Source organism: Enterobacter nematophilus, assembly GCF_026344075.1.
GTDB lineage: Bacteria > Pseudomonadota > Gammaproteobacteria > Enterobacterales > Enterobacteriaceae > Enterobacter > Enterobacter nematophilus.
On sequence record NZ_JAPKNE010000001.1, the window covers coordinates 425666 to 451651 of the forward strand.

Here is a 25986-nt window from a genome sequence, read left to right on the forward strand (position 1 = left end):
TCACTGGCGCTCGGCTATTTTCTTCATTATTCACGAGGACGCCCCTTTTTATTAAGGCGCCCTCGTTGCTGGTTTGATTAAAATTCGCGTTTAAAACGCCGGAGCTTTACCTTTTCATTATGCTTTGCCGCTCAAATAGCAAAGTTTTCCGTCATCTGCTTCAGTGCCCTGGACTGCTCGGTCAGCGCCTGCGATGCCGCAGCGGACTGCTCAACGAGCGCCGCATTACCCTGCGTCACGCCATCCATCTGGGTGACGGCAGCGCTGATTTGCATGATGCCCTGCATTTGCTCAACCGAAGCCATTGAAAGACTGTCCATGGTTTCTGCCAGCGTAGCCACGTTGCTCGCGGCCCGCAAAATCGTCTCTGCCGTTCTGGATGCCACCGACACACCGTTATCGACATCCTCAACGGCATGCTCAATCAGCGCCCCAATTTCTTTAGAAGCCGTTGCGCTGCGCTGAGCGAGATTTCTGACTTCCGTCGCCACCACGGCGAAGCCGCGACCATGCTCACCGGCACGTGCAGCCTCGACCGCCGCATTCAGCGCCAGAATATTAGTCTGGAAAGCTATCCCTTCTATAACGCTGGTGATTTCCTTTATCTTCAGCGCGTTAGCCGAGATATTCTGCATCGTTTCGCTCATTTCGCCCACGGCAGACTCACCTTCGCGTGCCAGTGCTTCCGTCTTTCTTGCTGACGTTGCCGTATGCTCAGCGACCTCGGTATTGTTCCGAACGGTCATCGTCAGCTGCTCCATGCTGGCGGCAGTCTGCTGCAGCGCCGCTGCCTGCTCCTCGGTGCGAGACGATAACTCCATATTGCCCTGCTCGATCTCCCCGGCAGCCAGATCCACCGACGTCGCGGCCTCTTTGATTTCAGTGACAAGGGTTTTCAACTGGGTCTGCATGTTGTCCAGAGCCGCAAGCAGCGTGCCGGTTTCATCCATCCGGGTAATACGTATGGTTGAGGTGAGATCGCCGGCGGCAATGGTGTTCGCCGTATTCAGGGCCTGCTTTAGCGGTCGGAGAATACTGCGCGACAGCAGTGTGCCCGTCAGCAGCGCGGTGAAAACCGCCGCAATCATTCCCAGGATTATCATCATGCGCGTACGGAAGCGTTCTTCAGCCAGTCGGGTTTGACGTTCAGCCATAATGCTGTATTCGTCGTTCAGCGCTTGCTGAATAACGCCCCGCATAGCGTCCATTTGCTCTTTTCCGGTATTACGCTCAAGGCTACTGATGAACGCATCCATATCTTCGCCCCCGCGGGATACCCTCTCTCTTCGCTGGATTAACGGCAGCGCAAATGACCTTTTCCATTCTTCTTCAAGCCTGGAGAGGGTGGTTAATTTTTGCTGCTGCGACGGATTATCACGCGTAAGCCCTGCAATTTCATCAACTTTGCTTTTAAACCTCTCATCCCCCTGCGTGAAGGGTTGAAGAACGTCCTGATTGCCGGTGAGCGCAAAACCGCGAATGCCGGTTTCCATGTTGATCAGGTTTTCGGTTACGGAGCGAAGGTTATCGACCACTTTATAGCTATGAACGTTGAGCTTGCTGACGGCCGTCACTCTGTCAAAGCTCAAATAGAGCAACCCGCAGACGACGGACATTAAAACCACAATTGCGCCAAATGCTATGGTAAGCCGGGTGCCGATGTTGAGATTTTTAAACATGACTCTTCCTTAATAATTAGCATAGGTTCATCTTCTGGAGATGAATTTTAATAACGGCTTATTTTTTGTGGGTAACGGAAATAGGTTTCCACCACGACCACACCCATGCTAATCGGCAGAGGAAATTAATACTTTAGGCTGCAATAAAAATATATTAACCCTCTTTTTGCGATGATTCTTATATGCAATTAACGATTGTACTTCAATCAGTATAAATAATTAAATTAAGTTGCGAGAATTATAAATTTGAGATTCGCAAAAGCGCCTAAAATTAAGCACATTTAATGTAACTGCATTTCAAAACATTAATAAATGTAAATTTTAGTTCTTTTTTTGACCATTTAAGGACTTTCAGACCTATAAAAAAACCGGGCGCGAGGCCCGGTTCTCTTCGCAGCTAAAAGTGACGCTATGCGCTCAATCCGCGATTCTTCAGCATCGGTTCAATCTTCGGATCGTGTCCGCGCCAGCTACGATAAAGTTCGGCTAAATCAGCGCTGTTGCCGCGAGACAAAATCGCCTCACGGAATTTCTGTCCGTTTTCACGCGTCAATCCACCCTGTTCGACAAACCACTGATAGCCATCGTCCGCCAGCATTTGCGTCCACAGGTAGGCGTAGTACCCCGCCGCGTAGCCGCCGCCGAAGATATGGGCAAAGTAGCTGCTGCGATAGCGCGGCGGTACAGCGGGCAGATCCAGCCCCTCTTTTTTCAACGCCGCGGCTTCGAATTCTTCAACGCTCGACACGGCCTCGCTGATGCCGTGCCAGTTCATGTCCAGCAGCGCCGCACTCAGCAGCTCCGTCATGTCATAGCCCTTGTTGAAATGGGTCGCGTTGAGCATGCTTTCCCGCAGCGCGTCCGGCATGGGGTCACCGGTTTCGTAATGACGGGCATAGTGGCTAAACACCTGAGGATGGCTGGCCCAGTGCTCATTGATTTGCGACGGGAATTCAACGAAATCACGCGGCGTATTGGTGCCGGACAGCGTGGCGAAGCGCTGGCTGGCAAACAGACCGTGCAGGGTATGGCCAAACTCGTGGAACAGGGTTATCACGTCATCCCAGGAGAGAAGCGCGACGCCGCCGTTACCCGGCTTTTGGTAGTTGCAGACGTTGTAGATCACCGGGCGGGCAGCAAGCTCAAAGGATTGCTCGATGAAATTGCCCATCCAGGCCCCGCCCTGCTTGGAATCGCGGGCGAAGAAGTCGCCGTAAAACAGCGCCATGCCCTCACCGGTATGGTCAAAAATTTCCCATACGCGGACGTCAGGGTGATAAACCGGAATATCGAAACGCTCCACAAAACGGATGCCAAACAGCTGGCTGGCCGCCCAGAATACGCCATCCTGCAATACGGTATTGAGGGCAAAATAGGGTCGAATCTGCGATTCATCGAGGGCGTATTTCGCCTGGCGCACGCGCTCGGCATAAAAGGCCCAGTCCCAGGCCTGCGCGGTGAACCCACCCTGCTCGTCATCAATGACCTTCTGGATATCGGCCTGCTCGCGCTCTGCACGAGCACGCGCGGCGGGCACAATTCCGCGCATAAAGGCCAGCGCGGCGTCGGGAGTTTTCGCCATCTGGTCGGCGATGCTCCAGCTGGCGTAATCCTCAAAGCCGAGCAGACGGGCCTGGCGCGCCCGCAGCGCCGTAAGGCGCAGGATCAGCGTGCGGGTGTCGTTTTCATCCCCTTTCTGGGTGCGCGTCCAGCCGGCGTTGAACAGATTTTCGCGCGTCTGCCGGTTGCGCAGCGCGGCTAGCGCAGGCTGCTGTGTCGTGTTCAGGAGCGGGATCAGCCAGCGATCGTTCAACCCTTTTTCCGCAGCGGCCTGCGCCGCGGCAGCGATCTCTTCTGCGCTGAGGCCTTCAAGCTGGTGCGCGTAATCCACCACCAGACCGCCCGCGTTGTTGGCGGCCAGCAGGCGCTGGTTAAACTGGCTGGTCAGGGACGCGGCCTCGGTATTCAGCGCCTTCAGCTCGGCTTTTTCCGCTTCATTCAGGCGCGCGCCGGCCAGAATAAAGCGCTGGTACGTCTCCTCGACCAGCCGACGGGATTCGGCATCCAGAGCGGCGCGGTCCTGCCACACGCTCTCGACGCGGGCGAAAAGGGTGTCGTTCAGCCAGATGTCGTTCGCCAGCGCGGCAAGTTCGGTGGAGAACTGCTCCTCCAGCTCCTGCAGGTAGGCATTGGTGTGCGCGGAGGTCATGGCGAAGAAAACGCTGCTGACGCGCGCGAGCATGACGCCGCTTTTCTCCAGCGCCAGCACGGTGTTAGTGAAGTCAGGCGCAGCGGTTTGAGAAACTATCGCGTCTATGTCCGCCCGCTTCTGGCGAAGCGCTTCATCGAAGGCCGGACGATAGTGCTCGTCTTTGATGGTATCAAAATGGGGGGCCTGGTAAGGCAGCAGGCTGATGTCAAAAAAGGGGTTGTTGGCCGTCATCTTTCACTCCTCAGAACGGATATCTTCCCAGAGTAGGCCAGGCCGCCATCGCCTGCAACGCCGTCATACAAATGTTGCCTTAACGCACCCTCTGCGGGCGTGCTATGTTAGTACAACACAAAAAGCGTTGAGGAACAGTGAGATGATTATTTTAGTTACCGGGGCAACGGCGGGTTTTGGTGAAAGCATCACGCGTCGCTTCGTCGCCAACGGGCATAAGGTGATTGCAACCGGCCGTCGTCAGGAGCGCCTGCAGGAGCTGAAGGACGAATTAGGAGACAGCATCCTGACCGCACAGCTGGACGTGCGTAACCGCGCGGCCATTGAAGAGATGATTGCTAACCTGCCGGGAGAGTGGCGCGCCATCGACGTGCTGGTCAACAACGCCGGTCTGGCGCTGGGCATGGAGCCTGCCCACAAGGCCAGCGTTGAGGACTGGGAAAATATGATCGATACCAACAACAAAGGGCTGGTGTACATGACCCGCGCGGTGCTGCCGGGCATGGTGGAGCGCAACCGCGGCCACATTATCAATATCGGTTCTACCGCCGGGAGCTGGCCTTACGCGGGCGGTAACGTCTACGGCGCGACCAAAGCCTTCGTTCGCCAGTTCAGTCTGAACCTGCGTACCGATCTGCACGGCACCGCCATTCGCGTCACCGATATCGAGCCGGGGCTGGTTGGCGGCACCGAATTCTCCAACGTGCGCTTCAAGGGCGATGACGCGAAAGCGGATAAAACCTACGAAAACGCCAATGCGCTGACGCCGGAAGACGTCACCGAAGCGGTCTGGTGGGTCGCGACCCTGCCAAAACACGTCAACATCAATACCGTAGAGATGATGCCGGTCAGCCAGAGCTTTGCCGGACTTAGCGTCCATCGTGGCTAAATAAGCCCTTCCCGGCCCGCGGGCCGGGTCTGTTTCGGGTTATAAAAGAATGGTAGTATGTTCAGGCTAACTCTCTGAGAAATGACAACTCATGGCCGCTGAATCGCAACTCAATCCTACCCAGCCCGTAAACCAGCAAATCTATCGCATTTTGCGACGCGATATTGTCCAATGCCTGATCCCGCCGGGAACGCCGCTTTCTGAAAAAGAGGTCTCCGTGCGTTTTGACGTCTCCCGTCAGCCGGTGCGTGAAGCGTTCATCAAGCTTGCGGAGAACGGCCTGGTTCAGATCCGCCCGCAGCGCGGCAGCTACGTGAACAAAATTTCACTCTCACAGGTGCGCAACGGCTGTTTTGTGCGTCAGGCGATTGAATGCGCGGTGGTGCGCCGTGCCGCAGCGCTTATCAACGACAACCAGTGTTACCTGCTGGAGCAAAACCTGCATCAGCAGCGCATTGCAATTGACCGTAAGCAGCTCAACGATTTCTTCCAGCTTGATGACGAGTTTCACCAGAAGCTGGCGCAAATTGCGGACTGCCAGTTAGCCTGGGATACCATCGAGAACATCAAGGCCACCATTGACCGGGTGCGCTACATGAGCCTCGATCACGTCTCCCCGCCGGAAATGCTGCTTCGACAGCATCACGATATTTTCAGCGCGCTGGAAAAACGCGATCCGGACGGCGTGGAAAAAGCGATGACGCTGCATCTGCAGGAGATCGGCGAATCCGTGCAGCTTATTCGTCAGGAAAATAGCGAGTGGTTTAGCGAAGAGTAATATTTGCCGCCCCTTTCGAGGGCGGCGTCGTGATTAGCGAACGACCAACACCGGAATTGTGGCGTAGCGCAGAATAGATTCCGCATTTGACCCCAGCAGATGGGTGGTGATGCCCGGATTTTTCGACCCGATGACAATCACGTCATATTCCCCTTCTTTGCTCAGCTTGATAATTTCATCGCGGACGCTGCCAAAACGAACCAGGGTGTGAATATTTTCCGGGGAGATATCGAACAGTCGTTTTAACTCGTTCATTTTCTTCCCGGATTCTGCGCTCATATACTCTTCAAACTTTTTAATATCGGCGTTGAATCCGCGCAGGAGAGACCGGCTGCTGGCAGGCAGAATATTGACCAGGGTAATCGACGCGCCCTCGGCCTTCGCAAGGTTAGCCGCGTGGCGAACCGCCTTGTCGCTCAAATCCATTTCAAACACGTCAACAGGCATCAAAATCTTCTTATACATAAGCCTGACTCCTTATTCCGATGAAGGGTTATTTCCTGCACCCAGAATGACATCGGGAATATAAACCAACCCTCAACGCTTCCCCGTTGAAACTATCAATAAATGAAAATAATGGCCTGCTTTGTAAATTGCTGTCGTGAAGCGTCAGCGCCCCACGTAATAAAGAAAAAAGTGTGAGTTTGATCAAAAACAAAAACATGACTGGCAGACAGGCGTATTTATAGTGCCCCGTGAACGGCAAAACCTGAAATAGCGCCGTAACGGATAGTTTAGAGAGGAGAAAATACCATGATGACATACGACCGTAACCGCAATGCAATCACCACCGGCAGCCGCGTCATGATTAGCGGCACCGGTAAAACCGGCGTGATTAAGGCGATCCACAGCGACGGGCTGGATGCCGCGCAGGTGCGCCGTGGCAAAACGGTGGAAGTGGAAGGATGCGAAGGTAAGTTCGAACCAATTGAACTGATTCGTCTGGGTATGCACTAAATTGTGCGCCGACATGCCGCCGCGAACGGCGGCATGTGTTGTATTACAGGCGTGACGCGTACTCCGCCACCGTAGCCTTCGCGCCCTTCTGCAGCAGCGTCTGATACGCGCTCATCACGGCGTCTGTGAAGACTTTTTCTCGCGGCAACTCTTTTCCAAAAATGGCTTCAATGCCGAGCAGCGCGTTAACCCGCTTCTCACCTTCGGCACTTCCCTTCACCGCCGCCTGAATCGCCGCCAGTTGCGGGTCGCTCACGTCGATGGCGTTACCCTGCTCGTCCACGCCGCCGACGTAGCGCATCCACCCCGCCACGCCCAGCGCCAGGAGTGGGAAAGGCGTCTGGTGCACCAGGTGCCAGCGCACGGAGTCCAGCATGCGCTGCGGGAGCTTCTGGCTGCCGTCCATCGCAATTTGCCAGGTACGGTGGCGCAGGGCCGGGTTGCTGTAGCGGGCGATCAGCAGGTCAGCGTAGCGTTCTAAATTCACGCCCTTCACTTTCAGAGTCGGTGCCTGCTCGTTGAGCATCAGCGCGTGCGCGGCGACGCGGTAGTGCTCGTCTTCCATACACTCATTGATGTGCTGATAACCAGCCAGATAGCCCAAGTACGCGAGGAACGAGTGGCTGCCGTTGAGCATGCGCAGCTTCATCTCTTCAAACGGGATCACGTCTGAAACCAGCTCGGCGCCGGCTTTTTCCCATTCCGGACGCCCGGCCACAAAGTTATCTTCGATAACCCACTGGCGGAACGGCTCGCAGGCCACCGCCGCCGGATCGCGTACGCCGGTCAGCTGCGCGATTTTATCCAGCGTATCGGAAGTGACCGCCGGCACGATGCGATCGACCATGGTTGACGGGAAGGTGACGTTAGCCTCGATCCAGTCCGCCAGCTCGCCGTCTACCGCCCGGGCGTAAGCGCAGGTTACGTTGCGCATCACGTGACCGTTCTCCGGCATGTTGTCGCAGGACATCACGCTGAACGCGGGCAGCCCCGCCGATTTACGACGCGCCAGCGCTTCCACCACCACGCCCGGCGCGGATTTCGGCTGATGCGGGTTTTGCAGATCCGCGGCAATTAACGGGTGATCGAGCATCAGTTGCCCTGTCGCCGGAGAGTGGCAGTAGCCTTTTTCGGTGATGGTCAGCGAGACAATCGCCACCTGCGGTTCACACATTGCCGCCAGCACGCTCTCCAGCCCGTCGACCTGCGCGTGCAGCGCCTTTTTGACTACGCCAACCACGCGGGAGGTCCAGGCATCGGCAGACATTTCCGCCACGGTGTAGAGGTTATCCTGCGCCTTCAGGTCGGCAATCTGCTGCTCGCCGCCAATCAGGTTAACCTCACAGTAGCCCCAGTCGCTGCCGTTTTCAGCCGCGAGGATGTCGGCATACACCGCCTGATGCGCGCGGTGAAATGCGCCAAAGCCTAAATGAACAATGCGTGCTTTAAGGCTGGCGCGATCGTACTGAGGCAGCGTCGCGTTGGCCTGTAATAAGGTATTTTCCATGATTAAGACTCGTTAATTAGAAAGCCGTGGATCGCTGCCGCCCTGTCCAGAGCGGCAGCGCCTGCTGACTACACCAACTAGAATGGCAGTCGGGGTAAAAAATAACTACCATCAACCATACTAATACTGCCGTTTGAGTTTTTGATTTATATTAACTTTTGCTCAGGTGGTGTGACATAAACCAAAAGTTGTGTGATAAGTCACGCAAGATATAAACCGCTAGCGCCGCGTGGAGACCGCACCGTAACCCACGCGCTCTTTCGGCGCGGCCTCCGCAGCATCTTCCGCCGCGCTGAGGTCCCGGTCGCGGACTTCCGGCATCAGGAACGCCGAAACCAGCCCAATCAAGGAATAGGCCACCAGCATGGCAACGATCGGCCACCAGGAGCCTGTCATGTTGCAGAAGATCCCCGCCAGTACCGGACCAAAGCCCACCGCCACCAGACCGCCCGCCTCTTTCGAGATAGCCATGCGGGTAAAGCGATTCCGCGAGCCAAACATCTCCGCCATGGTGATATTTTCCAGCGCAAACAGCCCCAGCACGGCGAAATTATGGATAACGATGATCGAGAGCATGATTGTCCCCGGCGCATAGCTTTTATCGACGATAATCGACAGCATCGGGTAGGCCAGAATAATGGCGGAGATATTGAGGATAATGTACGGCAGCCTGCGCCCCACTTTGTCGGAAAGCCAGCCCAGCAGCGGGATGGAGATAAACCCGAGAATGGAGCTTATCATCAGCGCATCGGTGGGAATCGCTTTATCGAACAGCAGCGTCTGGACCAGATAACCCGCGAGGAAGGTCTGGATCAGCCCCGAGTTGCCCGCCTGACCGAAACGCAGGCCGGTCGCCAGCCAGAAGGATTTACTTTTCACCATTGAACCCAGCGAGGTGTCCGGCTGCACGGTTTCTGCATCGTTTACTTTCTCAAAGACCGGACTCTCCTTGAGGTTCATTCGCAGCCAGATGGCAAAGATCATCACCACAACGCTGGCAAGGAACGGCACGCGCCAGCCCCAGGCGAGCAGCTGTTCACGGTCGAGGGCAAAGAACATAATGGCCCAGATCGCCGTGGCGCTCAGCGTTCCGCAGTTAGTCCCCATCGCCACCAGCGAGGAGATGATGCCGCGTTTCCCTTTCGGCGCGTACTCCGCCAGCATGGTTCCGGCCCCGGAGATCTCTGCCCCGGCGCCCAGCCCCTGAATAATACGCAGCGTCACCAGCAGCACGGGCGCAAAAATGCCGATCTGCGCGTAGGTTGGCAGCACGCCAATCAGCGTGGTGCAGATCCCCATCATGGTGATGGTGATAAACAGCACCTTTTTACGGCCAATGCTGTCGCCCATTCTGCCAAAAATAAAGGCCCCGACGATACGCGCGATGTACCCCGCGCCGTAGGTTCCCATCGCCAGAATCAGCGCCATCGCGGCCGACTGTTCCGGGAAGAAGATTTCATGAAATACCAGCGCCGCCCCCAGCGAGTAGAGCTGGAAATCCATAAATTCCAGCGCGGTGCCCAGCCAGCCGGAGACGGCGGCTTTCACCAGATCGGAGGTGGTTCTTTGAGGTTGTGCTTGCGTCATAATGGCTATCTCTAAAAGGTAAGATGCGTACCACTCAGAGCCCGTCTTCGCGGGCTCTTTACCGCGTGTAGGGTTATTGCCCGAACGTCAGTAAAACCTTGCAGCACTGCCGCTGGTCTTTTTCAAACAGTTCGATGGCGTCTGTTACATGGCGATAGTCAAAGGTATGGGTGATCAGTTTTTCCGGGTCGATCAGCCCTTTTTCCAGCCAGTCGATGACGACCGGGAATTTGTTAGCGTTCAGGCGCGAGGAGAAGATCGCCAGCTCTTTGCCGGTGATGCCCTGCTGAACTATCTGGCTCGGTTCGCTGGAAAAGCCCATCAGCACGATGCGCGCCGCCGGAGAGGCCAGGGTGACCGCTTCCTGCAAAATCGACGGATGACAGGCGGCGTCAATAATCAGCGTCGGCTTGATGCCTTTTTCGTCCAGCGCGGCCTGCAGCGAGTGCTCGGCATTATTTAACACCCAGTCCGCGCCGCTGCGCTGGGCCATAGCCAGCCGCTCATTGATTCTGTCGACGACGATAATCTGCTTCACGTTATAGACGCCCTTCAGCGCCTGCACGGTGACCAGCCCCATCGGCCCTGCGCCGTAGATCAGCGCAACGTCCTGTTCGCCAGGGCTAGCCTGCCCCGTCACGTTGGCGGCAATGGTGAAAGGTTCGACCATCACGGCGTGTTTATCCGGGATCGCATCCGGGATGCGCCAGGCATTTTTAGCGGGCACGGCGGCATATTCGCTGAAGCCGCCGTCGCGGTGGACGCCCAGCACCACCAGCGAGGTGCAGACGTTAGGCTTGCCGACGGAGCACGGGTAGCAGTGCCCGCAGCTGATCACCGGATCCACCGAAACGCGCTCCCCTAACCGGGACGGTTCTACGCCCTCGCCCACGGCGTCGATCGTGCCAAAAAACTCGTGGCCAATCACGCGCGGATATTTTGCAAACGGATTATGCCCGCGGTAGATGTGGCTGTCTGACCCGCAGATCCCGGCCAGCTTGATTTTGACGCGGACTTCCCCTGCGCCTGGCTCCGGGCGCGGACGCTCTTCAATTACCAGCCGGTTCGGCTGTTGAATCACTACGCTTTTCATCGTTCGCTCCTCGGTTACCAGTTCCACAGCGTGCCGTCTTCGAGACGGGCCACCGGCAGATAGGCCGGATCGTACGGGTATTTCGCCGCCAGCTTTTCATCAAACTCAATGCCCAGCCCCGGCTTCTCGCCCGGGTGCATATAGCCGTTATCAAAGCGCCAGCTATGCGGGAAGACTTCCAGCATCTGTTCGGAGTATCCCATATATTCCTGCACGCCGAAGTTCGGCACCCACAGGTCGAAATGCAGCGCGGCCGCGTGGCAGATCGGCGACAGATCTGACGGGCCGTGCGAGCCGGTACGCACCTGATAGAGCGACGCGAAGTCCGCGATGCGGCGCATCCCGGTGATCCCGCCCGCATGGGTGATAGTGGTGCGGATATAGTCGATAAGCTGCTCTTCGATAAGCTGCTTGCAGTCCCAGATGCTGTTGAACACTTCACCGACGGCAATTGGCGTGACGGTATGCTGGCGGATCAGGCGGAAGCACTCCTGGTTTTCCGCAGGCGTTGGATCTTCCATCCAGAACATGCGGTACTCTTCGATGCTCTTGCCGAAGCGCGCCGCTTCGATGGGCGTCAGGCGGTGGTGCATGTCGTGCAGGAGATGCTCGTTGAAGCCAAACTTGCTTCGCACCGCGTCAAACAGCTTTGGCGTGAAGTCGAGGTATTTCTCGGTGGACCAGAGCTGCTCTTCCGGCCAGTCGCCTTTGGTGGCGGGCTCGTAGGCCAGCCCCTTTCCTTTAGCCATGCCGTAGGTGGTTTTCATGCCCGGCACGCCGCACTGCACGCGGATCGCCTTAAAGCCCATCTCCTTATGGCGGGCGTAATCTTCCAGCACGTCGTCAATGGTGTGCCCGGTGGTGTGGCAGTAGACCATCACGCCCTCACGGGATGCGCCGCCCAGCAGCTGGTAAAGCGGCATATTGGCCGCTTTGGCTTTGATGTCCCAGAGTGCCATATCCACGGCGGAGATGGCCGACATGGTGACCGGCCCGCGGCGCCAGTAGGCGCCCTTATAGAAGAATTGCCAGATATCTTCGATACGGTGCGCGTCGCGGCCAATCAGCTGCGGGCAGAGGTGATCTTTCAGGTAGGAAGCAACGGATAGCTCACGCCCGTTCAGCGTGGCGTCACCGAGGCCAACGACCCCTTCATCGGTAGTGATTTTAAGGGTGACAAAGTTCCGCCCCGGGCAGGTAACAAACACGTCAGCCGCGACAATCTTCATAATTCCTTTCCTTACATCGTTCGTTGTGATGACGGAAATTTACCCACTCACACAACTACCATACAAGTATGATGATCATGAAATCGGCTAACGATCACAAAAACGGTCGCCTGCTCGTCCTCCTAAAAACCATCATTTTGTGTTTGTTTCACTTCAGGTGACGATTCATTTAGGCAGCGTACCTGAAGATATCTTTTACTTTTCCATACCCGTGCCGCGGGTATGCCGTTATTGCTCTTTGGTGTAGAATCTGAACGGGGAAACTTGCTCATCTGCACCCATTTAAAAGGAAACGCTATGACTACATTAAGCAAACGCCTTTGTCTGACAGCCCTGCTGGCGCTGTCATCGTTCGCCTTTGCCGCCTCTGCGACAGCGGAAACCAGCAAGCTCATTATTGAGTCTGGTGACAGCGCGCAAAGCCGCCAGAACGCCGCGATGGACAAAGAACAATGGAATGACACCCGCAGCCTTCGTCAGAAGGTCAACAAACGTGCTGAAAAAGAGTGGGACAAAGAAGATGTCGCCTTTGACGCACGCGATAAGTGTCAGCAAAGTGCGAACGTCAATGCCTACTGGGAGCCGAACACCCTGCGCTGCCTGGATCGCCGCACCGGTCGTACGGTAGCCCCGTAATGGCGGCGCCCTGTGACGTAAAACTTCGGCCGCTGGAGCGTGAAGACCTGCGCTTTGTCCACCAGCTCGACAATAACGCCAGCGTGATGCGCTACTGGTTCGAAGAGCCTTACGAGGCCTTTGTCGAGCTGTCGGATCTTTACGACAAGCACATTCACGATCAGAGCGAGCGTCGTTTTGTGGTGGAGTGTGAAGGCGAAAAAGCCGGGCTGGTGGAGCTGGTTGAGATTAACCACGTTCACCGCCGGGCGGAGTTCCAGATCATTATTTCGCCAGAGCACCAGGGGAAAGGCCTGGCCTCACGGGCGGCGAAGCTGGCGATGGATTACGGATTCAACGTCCTGAATCTCTACAAGCTTTACCTGATCGTGGATAAAGAGAATGAAAAAGCTATCCACATCTACCGCAAGCTGGGCTTTATGGTAGAAGGCGAGCTGATTCACGAGTTCTTTATCAACGGCGAGTACCGCAACACCATCCGCATGTGCATTTTCCAGCATCAGCACCTGGCCGGACACAAGCCGTCAGGCGCCAGCCTGCTGAAACCAACCGCGCAGTAACCTGCGCGGTTTTATCCTCAGTAGTACTCAATCGTATTCTTAATGGTGTACTTGCGCTCAACGGCGGGTTTGACGCTGTCGTCCTTGATGGTGAGATCGCAGCTCACCGGGTTGTTATGTCGATCGTAATCGCAGCTCTGCGTCACGTTGCCCATCGGCTTGTCGTTTAACAGGCTCACGGCCGAGTAATCCATTCTTTTGCGCAGATCCTTAGACGGCGTTGACTGTACCGATAAATGCTGATCCCCTGAGACGGTGGTTTTGCCCAGCGGGTAGCCATCCGCATCGTAGCGGTACTTCACCTCCATCTCTTTGCCGTGCGCGGCCACCACGAAGCCGTTGTCGTCGGTATCCCACGTCACCCCGGCTGACGGCAGTTCGGCCAGCTGGCATTTGCCCTGCAGCTTCACCTTACGCTGCTGGGTTTCTGCATCGATGTAGTAGTTGGCATCCAGCACCAGCGCTACGCCCGTGTTAGCCTCCAGGTCGTGCAGCTCCAGCGTGTCGAAACACCCTTCTTCCGACACGGTGCCGGTGACCCGTTTGGACACTTCGCCCTTCTCGTTGAACAGCGTCTGGGTAAAATCTTTGACCGGGCCGCGCAGAGGGTCGAAATCAAATTCGTTCGAAAAACTCGCCATCTCGGGCGTAAACGACAGCGGCGCGGAGTTGTTATCACAACCCGCGAGAGTAGCGGCCAGGAGCGTTATCGCTGCATATTTCTTCACATCATTTACCAATAGAATGAACGGATTGTTGCTCTCATAGTAGCAAATAGAGTCGAACCAATGGATAGCAATTTGGAAGTTCGTGCCTTACATTCCTTCTGGCTAGAACTGATTTTTATCCTATCCCGAATAAGCACTTACTGATGTTGAACTGACCAAAATACTGGTAAAATGCATGAATTTGGTCCAGCCATCAGCCTTACGGGACGCTCAAAGGATGAGAACTTTTATAATCAATCTTAAACACTCGCTCGAACGTCGTGAAAAAATGGAGTCTCAACTGGTAAAGTTGAACATTACACATGAATTTATTGAAGCAGTAGACGGTCGGGAAATGACTGATGCTGAACGTAAAAATGTCACACGCGAGGTAAATTATGCGTTCCTTCCGGGAGAAGTGGGTTGTGCTTTAAGCCATCAAGCAATATATAAAAAAATAATAACCGAAAATATAGAGGCAGCACTCATTCTCGAAGATGACGTCGAGCTTAGTGACGACCTTAGTGAAATATTAAACAACGTGACGCTTAGCCACACCAGACCTGAGATTCTTCTCCTTAGTCGCGTCAATAAATATCACAAGAAGCCGATTAAAAACATATACGGCTCGTATAATGTGCATAAGATGCACCACGCCACGACAGCTCACGCTTACATTATTAATCAAAAAGCTGCCAGCAGGCTTCTTCAGAATCTTTATCCTGTATGGATGGTTTCCGACAAATGGAGCCTATTCGAAGACCTGTCCCTGGCTAAAATTCACGCATTAGTACCTTATCCAGTGCGTCTTTCTGAAGAGGCTAATGACTCGACAATCAATGAATCTAAAGGTGATGCTCTGTTAGATGCAAAAAAGAAAAAAATCTGGAATTCATTGATGCAGGAAAGACCTTTAGCCGCAAAACTTCGCCACCGTTATCGCCGAGCTATTACTCCGCTATTCAATAAAATAATCAACCAGGGCAAAGGGTAAGTTTACTTTTGTATTTTAATACTGGCTCGGCGTCAAAGCGCCTCCAGGACTATTCAGAAAGATAGCCATAAAACAAAAGCTTACCTAAATCCTGCTATGCTTAACCTCTACACAGAGAAAAGGAGCTACAGATGAAACGGTTACCCTGGATTACCGCCCTGCTGTTAATGAGTGCCTCAACGGCCGCGCTGGCGGCTCCGGACTCCTGCGAGCGCGTGAAAAGCGACATTCAGCAGAAGATCGTCAACAACGGCGTGCCGGAGTCTGGTTTTACGCTGAATATTGTCCCGAACGATCAGGCCGACCAGCCGGACGCCCAGGTGGTGGGCCACTGTGCCAACGACACCTTTAAAATTTTGTACACCCGCACAGGCAGCGGAGCGGCGTCCGGCAATCAGGATAATGCGCCGGCTGAACCTCAGTAAATCACCGTCAATCCCCTTTGATTTGACAAGGATTAATATTTAATACCTCCAAATAAGTAACACTCACCCCATCATTAGCCCGGTTATCATTTCGGGAAAAATAATACGTAATCACAATGGTGGGGTGAGCCATGTCCGATATCGAACATCACGGCGGAATTAGCCGTCGAACACTCGTAAAATCTACGGCGATAGGTTCTCTGGCGCTTGCCGCCGGCGGCATCTCTTTGCCTTTTGGAATGAAAAGCGCCGCCGCTGCGGTACAAAACGCAGTGAAACCGGCAGAAGATAAAGTGGTCTGGGGCGCCTGCTCGGTCAACTGCGGCAGCCGCTGCGCGCTGCGCCTGCACGTCCGCGATGACGAAGTGTACTGGGTCGAAACGGATAACACCGGTGAGGATATCTACGGCAATCACCAGGTCCGGGCCTGCCTGCGCGGACGCTCTATTCGCCGCCGCATCAACCACCCTGACCGTCTGAACTACCCGATGAAACGCGTGGGTAAACGGGGTGAAGGCAAGTTCGAGCGCATCAGCTGGGACGAGGCGCTGAACGCCATCACCGCCAGCCTGAAAGACGTGGTCAGCAAATACGGCAACGAAGCGGTATACATAAATTATTCCTCCGGGATTGTCGGCGGCAATATCACCCGCTCCTCCCCTTACGCTTCGCTGGTGGCGCGCCTGATGAACTGCTACGGCGGGTTCCTGAGCCACTACGGCACCTACAGCACGGCACAAATCGCCTGCGCGATGCCTTATACCTACGGCAGCAACGACGGCAACAGCACCTCGGATATCGAAAACACCAAACTGGTGGTAATGTTCGGCAATAACCCGGCGGAAACCCGCATGAGCGGCGGCGGGATTACATATTACCTGGAGCAGGCCCGCGAGCGCTCCAACGCGCGCATGATCGTCATCGACCCGCGCTACACCGATACGGCAGCCGGACGCGAAGACGAGTGGATCCCGATCCGTCCGGGTACCGATGCCGCCCTGGTGGCGGGAATTGCCTGGGTATTGATCGACGAAAACCTGGTTGACCAGCCGTTCCTGGACAAATACTGCGTTGGGTACGACGAAAAAACGCTGCCGGAAGGTGCCCCCGCGAATGGTCACTATAAAGCGTATATTCTCGGCCAGGGTGATGACAACACGGCGAAAACGCCTGAGTGGGCCTCGCGCATTACCGGCATTCCAGCAGATCGCATCATCAAGCTTGCCCGCGAAATCGGCTCCGCGAAGCCGGCCTATATCTGCCAGGGATGGGGACCTCAGCGACAGGCGAACGGTGAACTGACCGCCCGCGCCATCGCGATGCTGCCGATTCTGACCGGCAACGTGGGGATCAACGGCGGCAACAGCGGCGCCCGTGAGTCGACCTACACCATCACTATCGAACGTATGCCGCTGCCGGAAAACCCGGTTAAAACGCAAATTTCCTGCTTCAGCTGGACGGACGCCATCGCTCGTGGCCCGGAAATGACCGCTCTGCGCGACGGGGTGCGCGGTAAAGATAAGCTGGACGTGCCGATTAAGTTCATCTGGAACTACGCGGGTAACACCATTATTAACCAGCACTCCGATATCAATAAAACCCACGATATTCTGCAGGACGAAAGCAAGTGCGAAACCATCGTGGTGATCGACAACTTTATGACCTCATCGGCGAAATATGCCGATATCCTGCTGCCAGATTTAATGACCGTCGAGCAGGAAGACATTATCCCTAACGATTACGCCGGGAACATGGGCTACCTGATTTTCCTCCAGCCCGTGACCGCACCGAAGTTTGAGCGCAAGCCTATCTACTGGATCATGAGCGAAGTGGCGAAACGCCTCGGACCGGATATCCATCAGAAATTTACCGAAGGGCGCACGCAGGAAGAGTGGCTGCAGTACCTGTATGCAAAAATGCTCGCTAAAGATCCCGCACTGCCGTCCTATGACGAGCTGAAACAAATGGGCATTTATAAGCGCAAAGATCCAAACGGACACTTTGTGGCCTATAAAAAATTCCGCGAGAACCCGGAAGCCAATCCGCTGAAAACGCCCTCAGGCAAGATTGAAATTTATTCCAGCAAGCTGGCGGATATTGCGGCGACCTGGGAGCTGGCAAAAGATGAGACCATCAGCCCGCTGCCCGTCTACGCATCCACCTTTGACGGCTGGGATGCGCCCGAGCGCGCGCGGTTCCCGCTGCAGCTGTTTGGCTTCCATTTTAAAGCCCGCACCCACTCCAGCTACGGTAACGTCGACGTGCTGCAAGCGGCCTGCCGCCAGGAGGTCTGGCTGAATCCCGTTGATGCCGCGAAACGTGGCATTAAGAACGGCGATACGGTGCGCGTCTTTAACCATCGCGGTGAGGTGAGAATAGAAGCGAAAGTCACGCCGCGCATCATGCCAGGCGTAAGCGCCATGGGCCAGGGAGCCTGGCACGATGCCAATATGAATGGCGATCGTATTGACCACGGCTCGTGCATCAACACACTGACCACGCACCGCCCGTCACCGCTGGCAAAAGGCAACCCGCAGCACACCAATCTGGTGCAGATTGAGAAGGTGTAAGGGGTGAATTCTCTGACCCTGGCTTATGCTTTGGTCTGTATTAATGGTTAATCACGTCGCGCGGACATCACCGCGCGAGCAAGGAAGATTTAATGAAAGACGTCTCACACCGTGACTCGTTCGCGTTCAGCGCCCGCGTACTGGGCGCGCTGTTTTACTTCGCGCCTGACAGCGAGCAGACAGCCCCGCTGGTGCAGGCACTAACTGCTGGCGAATGGATAGAGGACTGGCCCCTGCCGCCGGAAACGCTGTTGCCCGTAGCTGAAACCTTTGCCTCGTCTTCCGATGAGCCGCTGACGGACGCCTGGCAACGGCTGTTTATTGGTCCTTATGCCCTGCCCGCTCCGCCGTGGGGTTCCGTCTGGCTGGACCGTGAATCCGTTCTGTTTGGCGATTCGACTCTCGCCCTGCGCCAGTGGATGCGGGAAAACAATATCGCGTTTCAGATGCAGCAAAATGAACCGGAAGATCATTTCGGCACCCTGCTGCTGCTGGCGGCATGGCTGGCCGAGAATGGCCGCGAGTCGGAGTGCGATCGGCTTCTGGCGTGGCATCTGCTGCCGTGGAGCACGCGCTTTCTGTCGGTGTTTGTCGACAACGCCGGGCATCCGTTCTATATCGCGCTCGGCAGGCTTGCGCAGCTGACGCTGGCGGACTGGCGATCGGCGTTGGTTGTTCCGGTTGCGGAAAAGACGCTGTACCGCTAGGTGAGATGGCTTGCCTGCCGTTGGCGGGCAAGCCGTCAACACGGCACTACTGTGCACATTGAAAATAGCTTAAGAAACCGGTCAAAACTGATAGCTGTAGTTCACGCTGGCAAACCACAGATACGGATCGTCATAGCTTCCCTTAAATTGTTCTGGCGATTTCACGCGCGAGGACTGCATATGCAGATACGAGACGGCAAACCCTATGTTGCTTTGCGGCGTCACCTGATACTGGGCGCCCGTTGCAAAACGCCACTCGTCCCCGGTAGGTAAGGAAAGTGCAACATCATCCTGAGATTTGTAGACGGTACTGTCAAACGCGACGCCCGCATTGATGCGCCACAATTCGGTTGGACGATACTGTACCCCCAGCGCGGTATGCCACGAGTCTTTAAGACGATTTTTGCTTTCGGCATCTTGTCCGGCTACTGAAATCTGCGGATTGCCAAATTGGCTCCAGTCCTGCCAGCCAAGGTCTCCCATTACCGACCACGTTTTATTGAAATCATGCACCAGGCTTAACATAATTTGCTGAGGCGCCCTGACCTGTGCAGAAACGGGAATGTCATATTCAACGTTGGGTAAGTTTGGGAAGCGGGCTTTGGCATCAATATTAAAGTCATAATCCGTTTTACTGGTCCATGCGATGCCCACCCGCGTTCGATCGGTAAGCGCCATCAGTAAGCCCAGACGGTAGCTCAGCGCCCAGTCATGATCGTTTTCTTTTACGTCTTCATCGTCGACATGGCGCGTAAGAGAAAGGAATCCGTAATTGACATTGACGGAACCGCCCACGGACACCCGCTCACTCAGCTTATAGGCTAAGGACGGACTCAGGGTCATCGCGACCATCGTGCTTTTTTTGATAAGCCGTTCGCCTGCCCAGTTATCAAAATCAATGCCCAGGCCATAATTGCCGTACAAACCCACGCCAGCATACAGCGCATCATCAATTTTCTGGGTGTAAAAGGCACTCGCATTTGGAAAAAAACGCAGGATATCGCCAGGGCTTTTGCGGCCCGAGTCATCGTCAAGGTGATACGAAATATCCCCGTCCATTGCCTGTAATCCACCGGTAAACATATGGTCAGGCAGCCGCGTCATCCCGGCCGGGTTGGTCACTATTGTGGATGCATCCTGAGCGCGGGCGGCCTGGCCCGCCCCCGCAAGCGCGGTATCTTCAGTCCCTATTTCATAGAAGTAGAGCGCGCTGGCCTGAGTCGCCTGCGAAAAAAACAGCCCCAGATAAAACAACGTCGATTTTCTCATGTGCCCTCTGCCTGCGAATGAATGCCCGTTTTTATTTGTCCCGCTCAGGTGCCACTGCCGGTGCCGGATACCAGTTCTCTTTGGCGACCATGACGCTGCCTTCAGGCTGCATAACGAAGTTGGGCGACATGATCTGCACGTTGAATTCGTTGAAAACATCCTGAATGTTGCTGAACAGCACATTGCGCGCGGCAGCCAGCGGCTGTCCGGGTAGCAGCCTGACCTGAAGCTCATAGGCGATATACCAGTCCATTAACGCCAGCTGACGCACCAGCGGCGCGGTCGTAAGATCCACACACGCTGTCCGTTTGGCGGCCAGCTCAAGCATGGCATGAACCTGTCGCCAGGGCGTGTCGTACCCGATGGTGACGCTTACGGTCAGGTTGATGCTGCCATCATTATTTTGAGCGCTGAGGTTCGTTATTTTGCCGCTCACCACGACGGCATTAGGTACGGTCACTACGTAGTTTTCACGCGTGATAATTTTGGTGGCGAGCATACCGATTTCACTCACCTTCCCTTCGTTATCCGCGACCCGAATAACGTCCCCTTTGCGCAGCGCGCGTGAATAAATCAGTACGAGGCCGCTCATGGCATGATTCATCACTCCGGCAGATCCCAGCGTGAGCATAAGCCCAAAAAAGACGCTTATGCCCTTAAAGGCCAGCGAATTGGCGCCGGGGAGAAACGGGTATGCGGCGGAGAGCGCGAACAACCACACCACCACAGAGAGCAGTTTTCTGGTTGCCCCGACGGTTTCGGGGTGAAGTCCCGGAAACTGTAAACGGCCCGCCTCCACCTGATTGAGTACCATCTTCAACAACTTAAGAATGAAGGCGGTGATAATAAAAATAATTAAAACAATCAGCAGGCCCGGTAAGGCAGAGACGATGGATAAGAAAATCTGACGAACGACGCGCAGGGACCAGTCGCCCAGCGAGGTTGCCCAAACCCGCGTCCAGGGAAACAGGCTAAACGCCCAGCTAAGCCAGACATAGAAAGCTATCATCCCCAGCAATATCATCAGCAAGGCGTATAGACGGGCTTCAACGGCACCAACGTAACGCCGCCAGGTTTTGGGGATCAACCCGCGATTTTCTGCAATCCGGCGACGAAAGTGGCGCTTGACCCGACGCCAGGAGCGCCACGCACCCCAGATAAGCAATAAGCAACCGGCCAGCCCCAGCGCGGTTTTCACCACGGAAAGCACAAGCCATCCGGTGTCGTATTGGTCGTGAAGCGCCGTGCGCTGTGCCTCCAAACGCGCCAGCACGCGCTGCGCGGCCTGATCGAGAGTCAGGTCGTCACCTTCATCAAGATCCGCCTGCGTCAGCAGCATAAGCGGCTTGCCATTCATCACGAACAGCTTGCCCTGCTGGTTATAACGGGTGACGGGGACAATTTTTATCGGTTCACGGACATCCGCCTGGCTGAAATTACGCAGCGTGTTGCGGATGCGTAAAACGCGTTCTTCCGGGGTTGTCAGGCCGAACTTAGCCTGAAGCATGACGATGGGGGTATGGAAAATATACAGCGTGCGCGCTTGCTCCTGCTCCGTCGGTTCCTGACGGGGCTCAGCAGCAAACGCGCCAGACGTTAAAAGGACTATCACAAGCGTTAAAAACGCGAGCGCTTTTTTATTCATACCCGGCACCGAGGAGCGTGAAATTAACTTTTTTCATTACTCTGCCAACCAAACGGTAGACGCACGATTTTCTGAGCATAGACCAGCGCTTCAGTTCTGCAATTTTCCTGTAAGCCTCACCTTTTCATTCAGCAAGAAGGAAAAACTCCTTTCGCAAATTTATTAATAAATAAATCTAAAGATTACATTTTTGCAGCGTTAACTATCATTAAATGGCATTCGGCATATTCAGTGCCAGACGGCAGTGTCCTACAGGTTGAGGTGACATTCTCCGCTGGCTATTCAGCTTATTCACTCAGGAAAGTGTTATGAAATTTCATGTAATAACCTCTGCTGTATTACTGGCACTGACATTTTCTCAGCCAGTATTCGCGGCCGATGCGCCTTTATCGCCGTTAATGAAACAGCTCAATAACGGCAACTGGCTGGCACCGGAAGAGGCGCAGACGCTTAGCGACGAACTGTATTATCAGGATGCCATTCAGGCATATATTCAAACCTTGCCCCTTTTGAATACTATCGGTTTGCGTGATGGTTCCGAGGCAGCATTTGGCAAAGGCTACAATGTCCTGCCAATCTGGAAAGAGCGCATGGACAGCCGTGCCGTCGTGCCGACGCCAAACGGGGATGTTATCTATTCGATGAGCTACCTGGACCTTAAAGAGACGGGTCCGCTGGTGGTTAAAGCTCCGGCAAACGTCATCGGCATGTTTACCGATTTCTTCCAGAAAACCATCACCGACGTGGGAGCTATCGGCCCGGACCGGGCTCGCGGTGGCTTGTATCTGCTGTTACCGCCTGACTATGAAGGGCCGGTCCCTCAGGGTTACTACGCCTTTAAATCATCAACTTATAACGTATTCCTCTTCTTCAGAACCATCATGGGGAAAGGCGACGGTAAGCCTGACCCGGTCCCGGCGGTAAAAAATGCTGAAACGACGCGAATTTATCCGCTCTGGGACGTAGAGAAAGAGGTCAAGCCGATGCAGTTCCCGGATGCCAGCGGCAAGCGCGTCAACATGATGTATCCTACGGACGCCAGCTACTGGCAGAAACTGAAAACCTTCGTGGACTATGAGCCTTTAACGGCGATCCCGGAGGAGACGCGTAGCGCATTGTTAAGCATCGGCATGGTTAAAGGGAAACCTTTCGCGCCGACGGCGAAGCAGCAGGAAATGCTTAATAAAGCGGTCGCCACCGCACCGCGAATGATTCTGGCTCGCCGACAGGTGGGGCGCGACGATCAGCGTCAGCTGTACTACAAAGACAGACAGTGGGAAAACTCGTGGGCGGGTGCAACCGCAGAATGGATGCAGTACGGCACGCTTGATGCTAACCAGCGCGCGGCCTTCTTCCAGATTGCCTATTCCAGCGCGGCCGCGATGGTAATGCATACCACCGGGGCGGGCTCGAAATATCCTTACACGACCAAAGACAACACCGGTAAATTCCTGAACGGCAGCAATACTTACAAACTGCATCTGCCGCCGAATCCGCCAGCCGCGCTGTTCTGGGCGGTAACGGCCTACAACATCACCGACGGCACAATGCCTGAAACCGATCAGCTTCTGCCCTCCACCAACGGTTATTACAACATTCCGAAAAACAATGACGGCTCCATCGACCTCTGGTTTGGGCCAAATAAACCGGACGGCGTAGACGACAGCGCGTTTATCAAAACGGTTCCCGACCGTAACTTCCTTGTCGCCCTTCGCCTGTACGGCACCGAGGACGGCTTCTACGATCAAACCTGGATACCGGACGATCTGGTGCAGACCAACAAATAATTGAGAGAAAACATGAAAAAACGCTACCTTGCCCTCTTCACCGCGCTGGCGCTCAGCGCGGGCGTTCATGCGCAAACTGCGCCGCTAACCATCCCGCATCCCACCCAGTTTGATCGGTTAAACCAGCCGTCTGCGGATGTGACGATGCCTGAAAGCTATGTAAAGGCCATTGCGCAGCAGGCCTACATTTGGGGCTGGCCCATGGTGAACCAGTTCAACCGCCGGGAAACCATCACCAAAGCGCCCTATCCCGCGCTTAATGGCGGGATGGTCCCCGTCGCGCCTATGGGTCAGCTCAGCATGCTGACGGACTATATCAAGCCGGAAGAAACCTTCGTTACCTGCCCAAACCAGGATGTTGCCTACGGGCTTGGCTTTTTCGAGTTAGATAAAGAACCGATCGTTATTCAGGTACCTGATTTTGGCGAGCGTTTCTGGGTCTACGCTATCTATGACGCCCGCACGAACCAAATTGGTAACGTCGGTAAGCCTTACGGCACGAAACCCGGATTTTATTTATTAGTCGGGCCGAACTGGAAAGGTGAAACACCGAAGGGTATTGAAGGGGTTATTCGTTCCTCCACTGAAATGGCTAACGTCATTCCACGCGTGCAGATGGATGATACGCCGGAAGACCGCAAAGCCATTCAGGCTCCTATCAAAGAAATCATGACCTACCCGTTAAGCCAGTTTGACGGGAAAATGAAATCCTTTGAGTACTCAAAAATTCCCGCCATTGGTGATAAACCGGATGCCAGCGCGGGCGAGACGCGTTGGGTGGTGCCAGAAAAATTCTTTGACCAGTTCGCAAACGTGCTGGAAAAAGTGCCACCGCTGCCCGGCGAAGAGGCCATGTACGCGCAGTACCGCCATCTGGTAGAGGCCGGGAAGAAAAACCCTGAAGTACGCAAATGGATGGATGAAGCAGCCATCGAGACCGATAAAACGGTGATTGCAGACTTCTTTAAATGGAAGAATAACGGGGTGCCTGCCGGCAACGGCTGGAACCGCTCGAAAAACAACGCCGAGTTCGGGGTGGACTACTACAACCGAACCGGCACCTCCAAATCGAATATGTTCGATAACAAGCCGAACGAAACCCAGTATTTCTACACCGACAATGATGCCGCTGGAGGACAGCTATCTGGAGATCATGATTACACGGTAACGTTCGCCAAAGGCGAGCTTCCTCCTGTAAAAGGTTTCTGGTCACTCACGCTTTACAACAGTAAGCATCTTTTTAGCCCCAATGAGCTGAACCGTTATTCACTGGGGACGAAAAATAAAAACCTGAAGTACAACGAGGATGGTTCGCTGACGCTCTATGTCAGCAAAAACCGCCCTTCTGACGATAAGGTCAATAACTGGCTCCCGGCTCCGGACGGTAATCTGTCACTCTACATCCGCGCCTACTGGGGCGAACAGCCTATTCTGGACGGCACCTGGCAGCCACCGAAGATTGAAACGGTAAAATAAGCCAATGCGGTCGCCCCCGGATGGCTGTTCGGGGGCGTTTAGCAGAACCTACACGCTAAAAACTGTACGTCACCTTCAAGCTCCCCGTGGGTGACGTTTTACGTTTCACTATCGGGCTATCACCCGCATCCCCCGTCAGCTGCGTAACGCCCGCGGAAGCAAGCACGCTCCAGCGCGACGTGAGCTTATGGCTCCAGTCAAGGTTCATCGAATACGCATAAATTCCCGCTCCGGCGTCATGTCGGGCGAATCCCGACGCGCTCGACTGGGCGTCACTGACGCCATAGTAGGTCTGCATATACTTGTCGGAACCCCAGCTGCCGGTCAGCGCCAGCGTCACCGCATTTTTTGGTGACGTATAGAGCGGGCTGGAAATGCCGAAATGCACCGCCTCACCGTTGTCTCTCTCAGAAACAGGAACCTCAGCCTGCAGCTGGAGATTAAGCCAGTCGGTCACTTTATATCCCAGCCCGGGCACGACGATTGCCGAGCCTTTTATCTCGCCCATTCCTCGCAGCTCGTCGCTGCCGGAGCCGATCGCATCGCTGCTGACGTCTTTATCTTTACGGCCCGTGCGATAGCTCAGGGCAGCGCTGTAATCGAGATTACCGATATTATTGCCGTAACCGATACCCCGCGTGGTGCTGATAAAGAAGCCATTCGCCATTGAGTAATCCACCACCTGAGCCGCGCTAACGCGGCTTTTATCCGAACCCGAGTAGCGCGGCGCGACGTCCACGCCTCCCCCCAGAGTTAAGACATTGCCCTTCTGTTCTGCTGCCATTACCGGGGTGGCCAGTAGCGCCAGAACAACGCCCGGCACAATGCTTTTCAGTCTGTAGCCCGAAAGTGAATGGGGGAACGTATGACGCAGTTCGATGTTTCTCATTAAAGAAGCCCTTATGGATTCAAATGGTTGCGATGCAGGCGGTGAAACGCCAGGACGCCCATTTTGAATACCGACCCTAAGGTTCTTATGAGCCGAAAATGAAGAAACGCTGAAGCGCCAGCCGGTGCTGTAAACCGGACGGATTTCCTGCTACCGTTT

Annotated in this window: 22 protein-coding genes; 11 read left to right on the plus strand and 11 right to left on the minus strand. The window is 55.0% G+C overall.

Annotation, left to right across the window (positions count from 1 at the left end):
• Positions 1-131: 131 nt before the first annotated feature.
• Together OSH03_RS01965 and dcp are read right to left on the minus strand one after the other, a co-directional pair.
• Positions 132-1679 (minus strand): methyl-accepting chemotaxis protein, encoded by a 1548-nt coding sequence (locus OSH03_RS01965; RefSeq protein WP_151413833.1) that lies wholly within the window; start codon positions 1677-1679, stop codon positions 132-134.
• Between the two features lie 409 nt (positions 1680-2088).
• The gene (gene dcp, locus OSH03_RS01970; RefSeq protein ID WP_266178124.1) at positions 2089-4122 is read right to left on the minus strand and encodes a peptidyl-dipeptidase Dcp; all 2034 of its coding nucleotides are present in this window, start codon (positions 4120-4122) and stop codon (positions 2089-2091) included.
• Between the two features lie 142 nt (positions 4123-4264).
• Here dcp and ydfG point away from each other — a divergent pair, with 142 nt between their 5' ends.
• Positions 4265-5011 carry a bifunctional NADP-dependent 3-hydroxy acid dehydrogenase/3-hydroxypropionate dehydrogenase YdfG gene (ydfG, locus tag OSH03_RS01975; RefSeq protein WP_266178125.1) on the plus strand — a complete coding sequence of 249 codons (747 nt, stop codon included), beginning with the start codon at positions 4265-4267 and terminating at the stop codon, positions 5009-5011.
• 91 nt (positions 5012-5102) lie between these two features.
• On the plus strand, positions 5103-5789 hold the full coding sequence (locus OSH03_RS01980; RefSeq protein WP_266178126.1) for a GntR family transcriptional regulator: 687 nt from the start codon (positions 5103-5105) through the stop codon (positions 5787-5789).
• Between the two features lie 33 nt (positions 5790-5822).
• Here OSH03_RS01980 and OSH03_RS01985 read toward each other — a convergent pair whose 3' ends face one another.
• Complete coding sequence (locus OSH03_RS01985; RefSeq protein ID WP_041910207.1) at positions 5823-6254, minus strand: universal stress protein; 432 nt, start codon at positions 6252-6254, stop codon at positions 5823-5825.
• Between the two features lie 288 nt (positions 6255-6542).
• On the opposite strand from OSH03_RS01985, the gene ydfZ reads away from it, so the two are divergent.
• Positions 6543-6746, plus strand: coding sequence for a putative selenium delivery protein YdfZ (gene ydfZ, locus OSH03_RS01990; protein WP_028013008.1), 204 nt, complete (start codon positions 6543-6545; stop codon positions 6744-6746).
• Between the two features lie 43 nt (positions 6747-6789).
• Here ydfZ and OSH03_RS01995 read toward each other — a convergent pair whose 3' ends face one another.
• From OSH03_RS01995 to manD, 4 genes are all read right to left on the minus strand, one after another.
• Entirely contained in the window at positions 6790-8253 is a 1464-nt protein-coding gene (locus OSH03_RS01995; RefSeq protein WP_266178127.1) for a mannitol dehydrogenase family protein, read from the minus strand.
• Between the two features lie 219 nt (positions 8254-8472).
• The gene (locus tag OSH03_RS02000; protein WP_151413838.1) at positions 8473-9840 is read right to left on the minus strand and encodes an MFS transporter; all 1368 of its coding nucleotides are present in this window, start codon (positions 9838-9840) and stop codon (positions 8473-8475) included.
• A gap of 73 nt (positions 9841-9913) precedes the next feature.
• The gene (locus OSH03_RS02005; RefSeq protein WP_266178128.1) at positions 9914-10933 is read right to left on the minus strand and encodes a Zn-dependent oxidoreductase; all 1020 of its coding nucleotides are present in this window, start codon (positions 10931-10933) and stop codon (positions 9914-9916) included.
• A 14-nt stretch (positions 10934-10947) separates the two neighbouring features.
• Positions 10948-12162, minus strand: a complete 1215-nt coding sequence (manD, locus tag OSH03_RS02010; protein ID WP_266178129.1) for a D-mannonate dehydratase ManD — start codon at positions 12160-12162, stop codon at positions 10948-10950.
• A 297-nt stretch (positions 12163-12459) separates the two neighbouring features.
• Here manD and OSH03_RS02015 point away from each other — a divergent pair, with 297 nt between their 5' ends.
• Entirely contained in the window at positions 12460-12798 is a 339-nt protein-coding gene (locus OSH03_RS02015; protein WP_008502414.1) for a DUF1283 family protein, read from the plus strand.
• Complete coding sequence (gene speG, locus OSH03_RS02020) at positions 12798-13358, plus strand: spermidine N1-acetyltransferase (protein WP_151413841.1); 561 nt, start codon at positions 12798-12800, stop codon at positions 13356-13358. The genes OSH03_RS02015 and speG overlap by 1 nt, the downstream gene beginning before the upstream one ends.
• Positions 13359-13375: 17 nt before the next feature.
• On the opposite strand, the gene OSH03_RS02025 is transcribed toward speG, so the two are convergent.
• A complete protein-coding gene (locus OSH03_RS02025; protein ID WP_151413842.1) occupies positions 13376-14086 on the minus strand; it encodes a YnfC family lipoprotein in 711 nt (236 codons plus the stop codon).
• A 175-nt stretch (positions 14087-14261) separates the two neighbouring features.
• On the opposite strand from OSH03_RS02025, the gene OSH03_RS02030 reads away from it, so the two are divergent.
• The 4 genes from OSH03_RS02030 (at position 14262) to dmsD (ending at position 18761) form a co-directional block, all read left to right on the plus strand.
• Positions 14262-15059 carry a glycosyltransferase family 25 protein gene (locus OSH03_RS02030; RefSeq protein WP_266178130.1) on the plus strand — a complete coding sequence of 266 codons (798 nt, stop codon included), beginning with the start codon at positions 14262-14264 and terminating at the stop codon, positions 15057-15059.
• A gap of 131 nt (positions 15060-15190) precedes the next feature.
• On the plus strand, positions 15191-15484 hold the full coding sequence (locus OSH03_RS02035) for a DUF1161 domain-containing protein (RefSeq protein ID WP_048956357.1): 294 nt from the start codon (positions 15191-15193) through the stop codon (positions 15482-15484).
• A gap of 131 nt (positions 15485-15615) precedes the next feature.
• Positions 15616-18054, plus strand: coding sequence for a selenate/tellurate reductase subunit YnfE (gene ynfE, locus OSH03_RS02040; RefSeq protein ID WP_266178131.1), 2439 nt, complete (start codon positions 15616-15618; stop codon positions 18052-18054).
• A gap of 92 nt (positions 18055-18146) precedes the next feature.
• Positions 18147-18761 (plus strand): Tat proofreading chaperone DmsD, encoded by a 615-nt coding sequence (gene dmsD / locus OSH03_RS02045; protein ID WP_028012998.1) that lies wholly within the window; start codon positions 18147-18149, stop codon positions 18759-18761.
• A gap of 81 nt (positions 18762-18842) precedes the next feature.
• Here the strand turns inward: dmsD and OSH03_RS02050 are convergent, their stop codons facing one another.
• Positions 18843-20030, minus strand: coding sequence for an OmpP1/FadL family transporter (locus OSH03_RS02050; protein WP_266178132.1), 1188 nt, complete (start codon positions 20028-20030; stop codon positions 18843-18845).
• 31 nt (positions 20031-20061) lie between these two features.
• Positions 20062-21675, minus strand: a complete 1614-nt coding sequence (locus OSH03_RS02055; RefSeq protein ID WP_266178133.1) for a mechanosensitive ion channel family protein — start codon at positions 21673-21675, stop codon at positions 20062-20064.
• A 308-nt stretch (positions 21676-21983) separates the two neighbouring features.
• Here OSH03_RS02055 and OSH03_RS02060 point away from each other — a divergent pair, with 308 nt between their 5' ends.
• Both OSH03_RS02060 and OSH03_RS02065 read left to right on the plus strand, forming a co-directional pair.
• Complete coding sequence (locus OSH03_RS02060; RefSeq protein WP_266178134.1) at positions 21984-23462, plus strand: DUF1254 domain-containing protein; 1479 nt, start codon at positions 21984-21986, stop codon at positions 23460-23462.
• 12 nt (positions 23463-23474) lie between these two features.
• Positions 23475-24938 carry a DUF1254 domain-containing protein gene (locus OSH03_RS02065; RefSeq protein WP_266178135.1) on the plus strand — a complete coding sequence of 488 codons (1464 nt, stop codon included), beginning with the start codon at positions 23475-23477 and terminating at the stop codon, positions 24936-24938.
• A 55-nt stretch (positions 24939-24993) separates the two neighbouring features.
• Here the strand turns inward: OSH03_RS02065 and OSH03_RS02070 are convergent, their stop codons facing one another.
• Positions 24994-25827 (minus strand): MipA/OmpV family protein, encoded by an 834-nt coding sequence (locus tag OSH03_RS02070; RefSeq protein ID WP_266178136.1) that lies wholly within the window; start codon positions 25825-25827, stop codon positions 24994-24996.
• Positions 25828-25986: the final 159 nt, after the last annotated feature.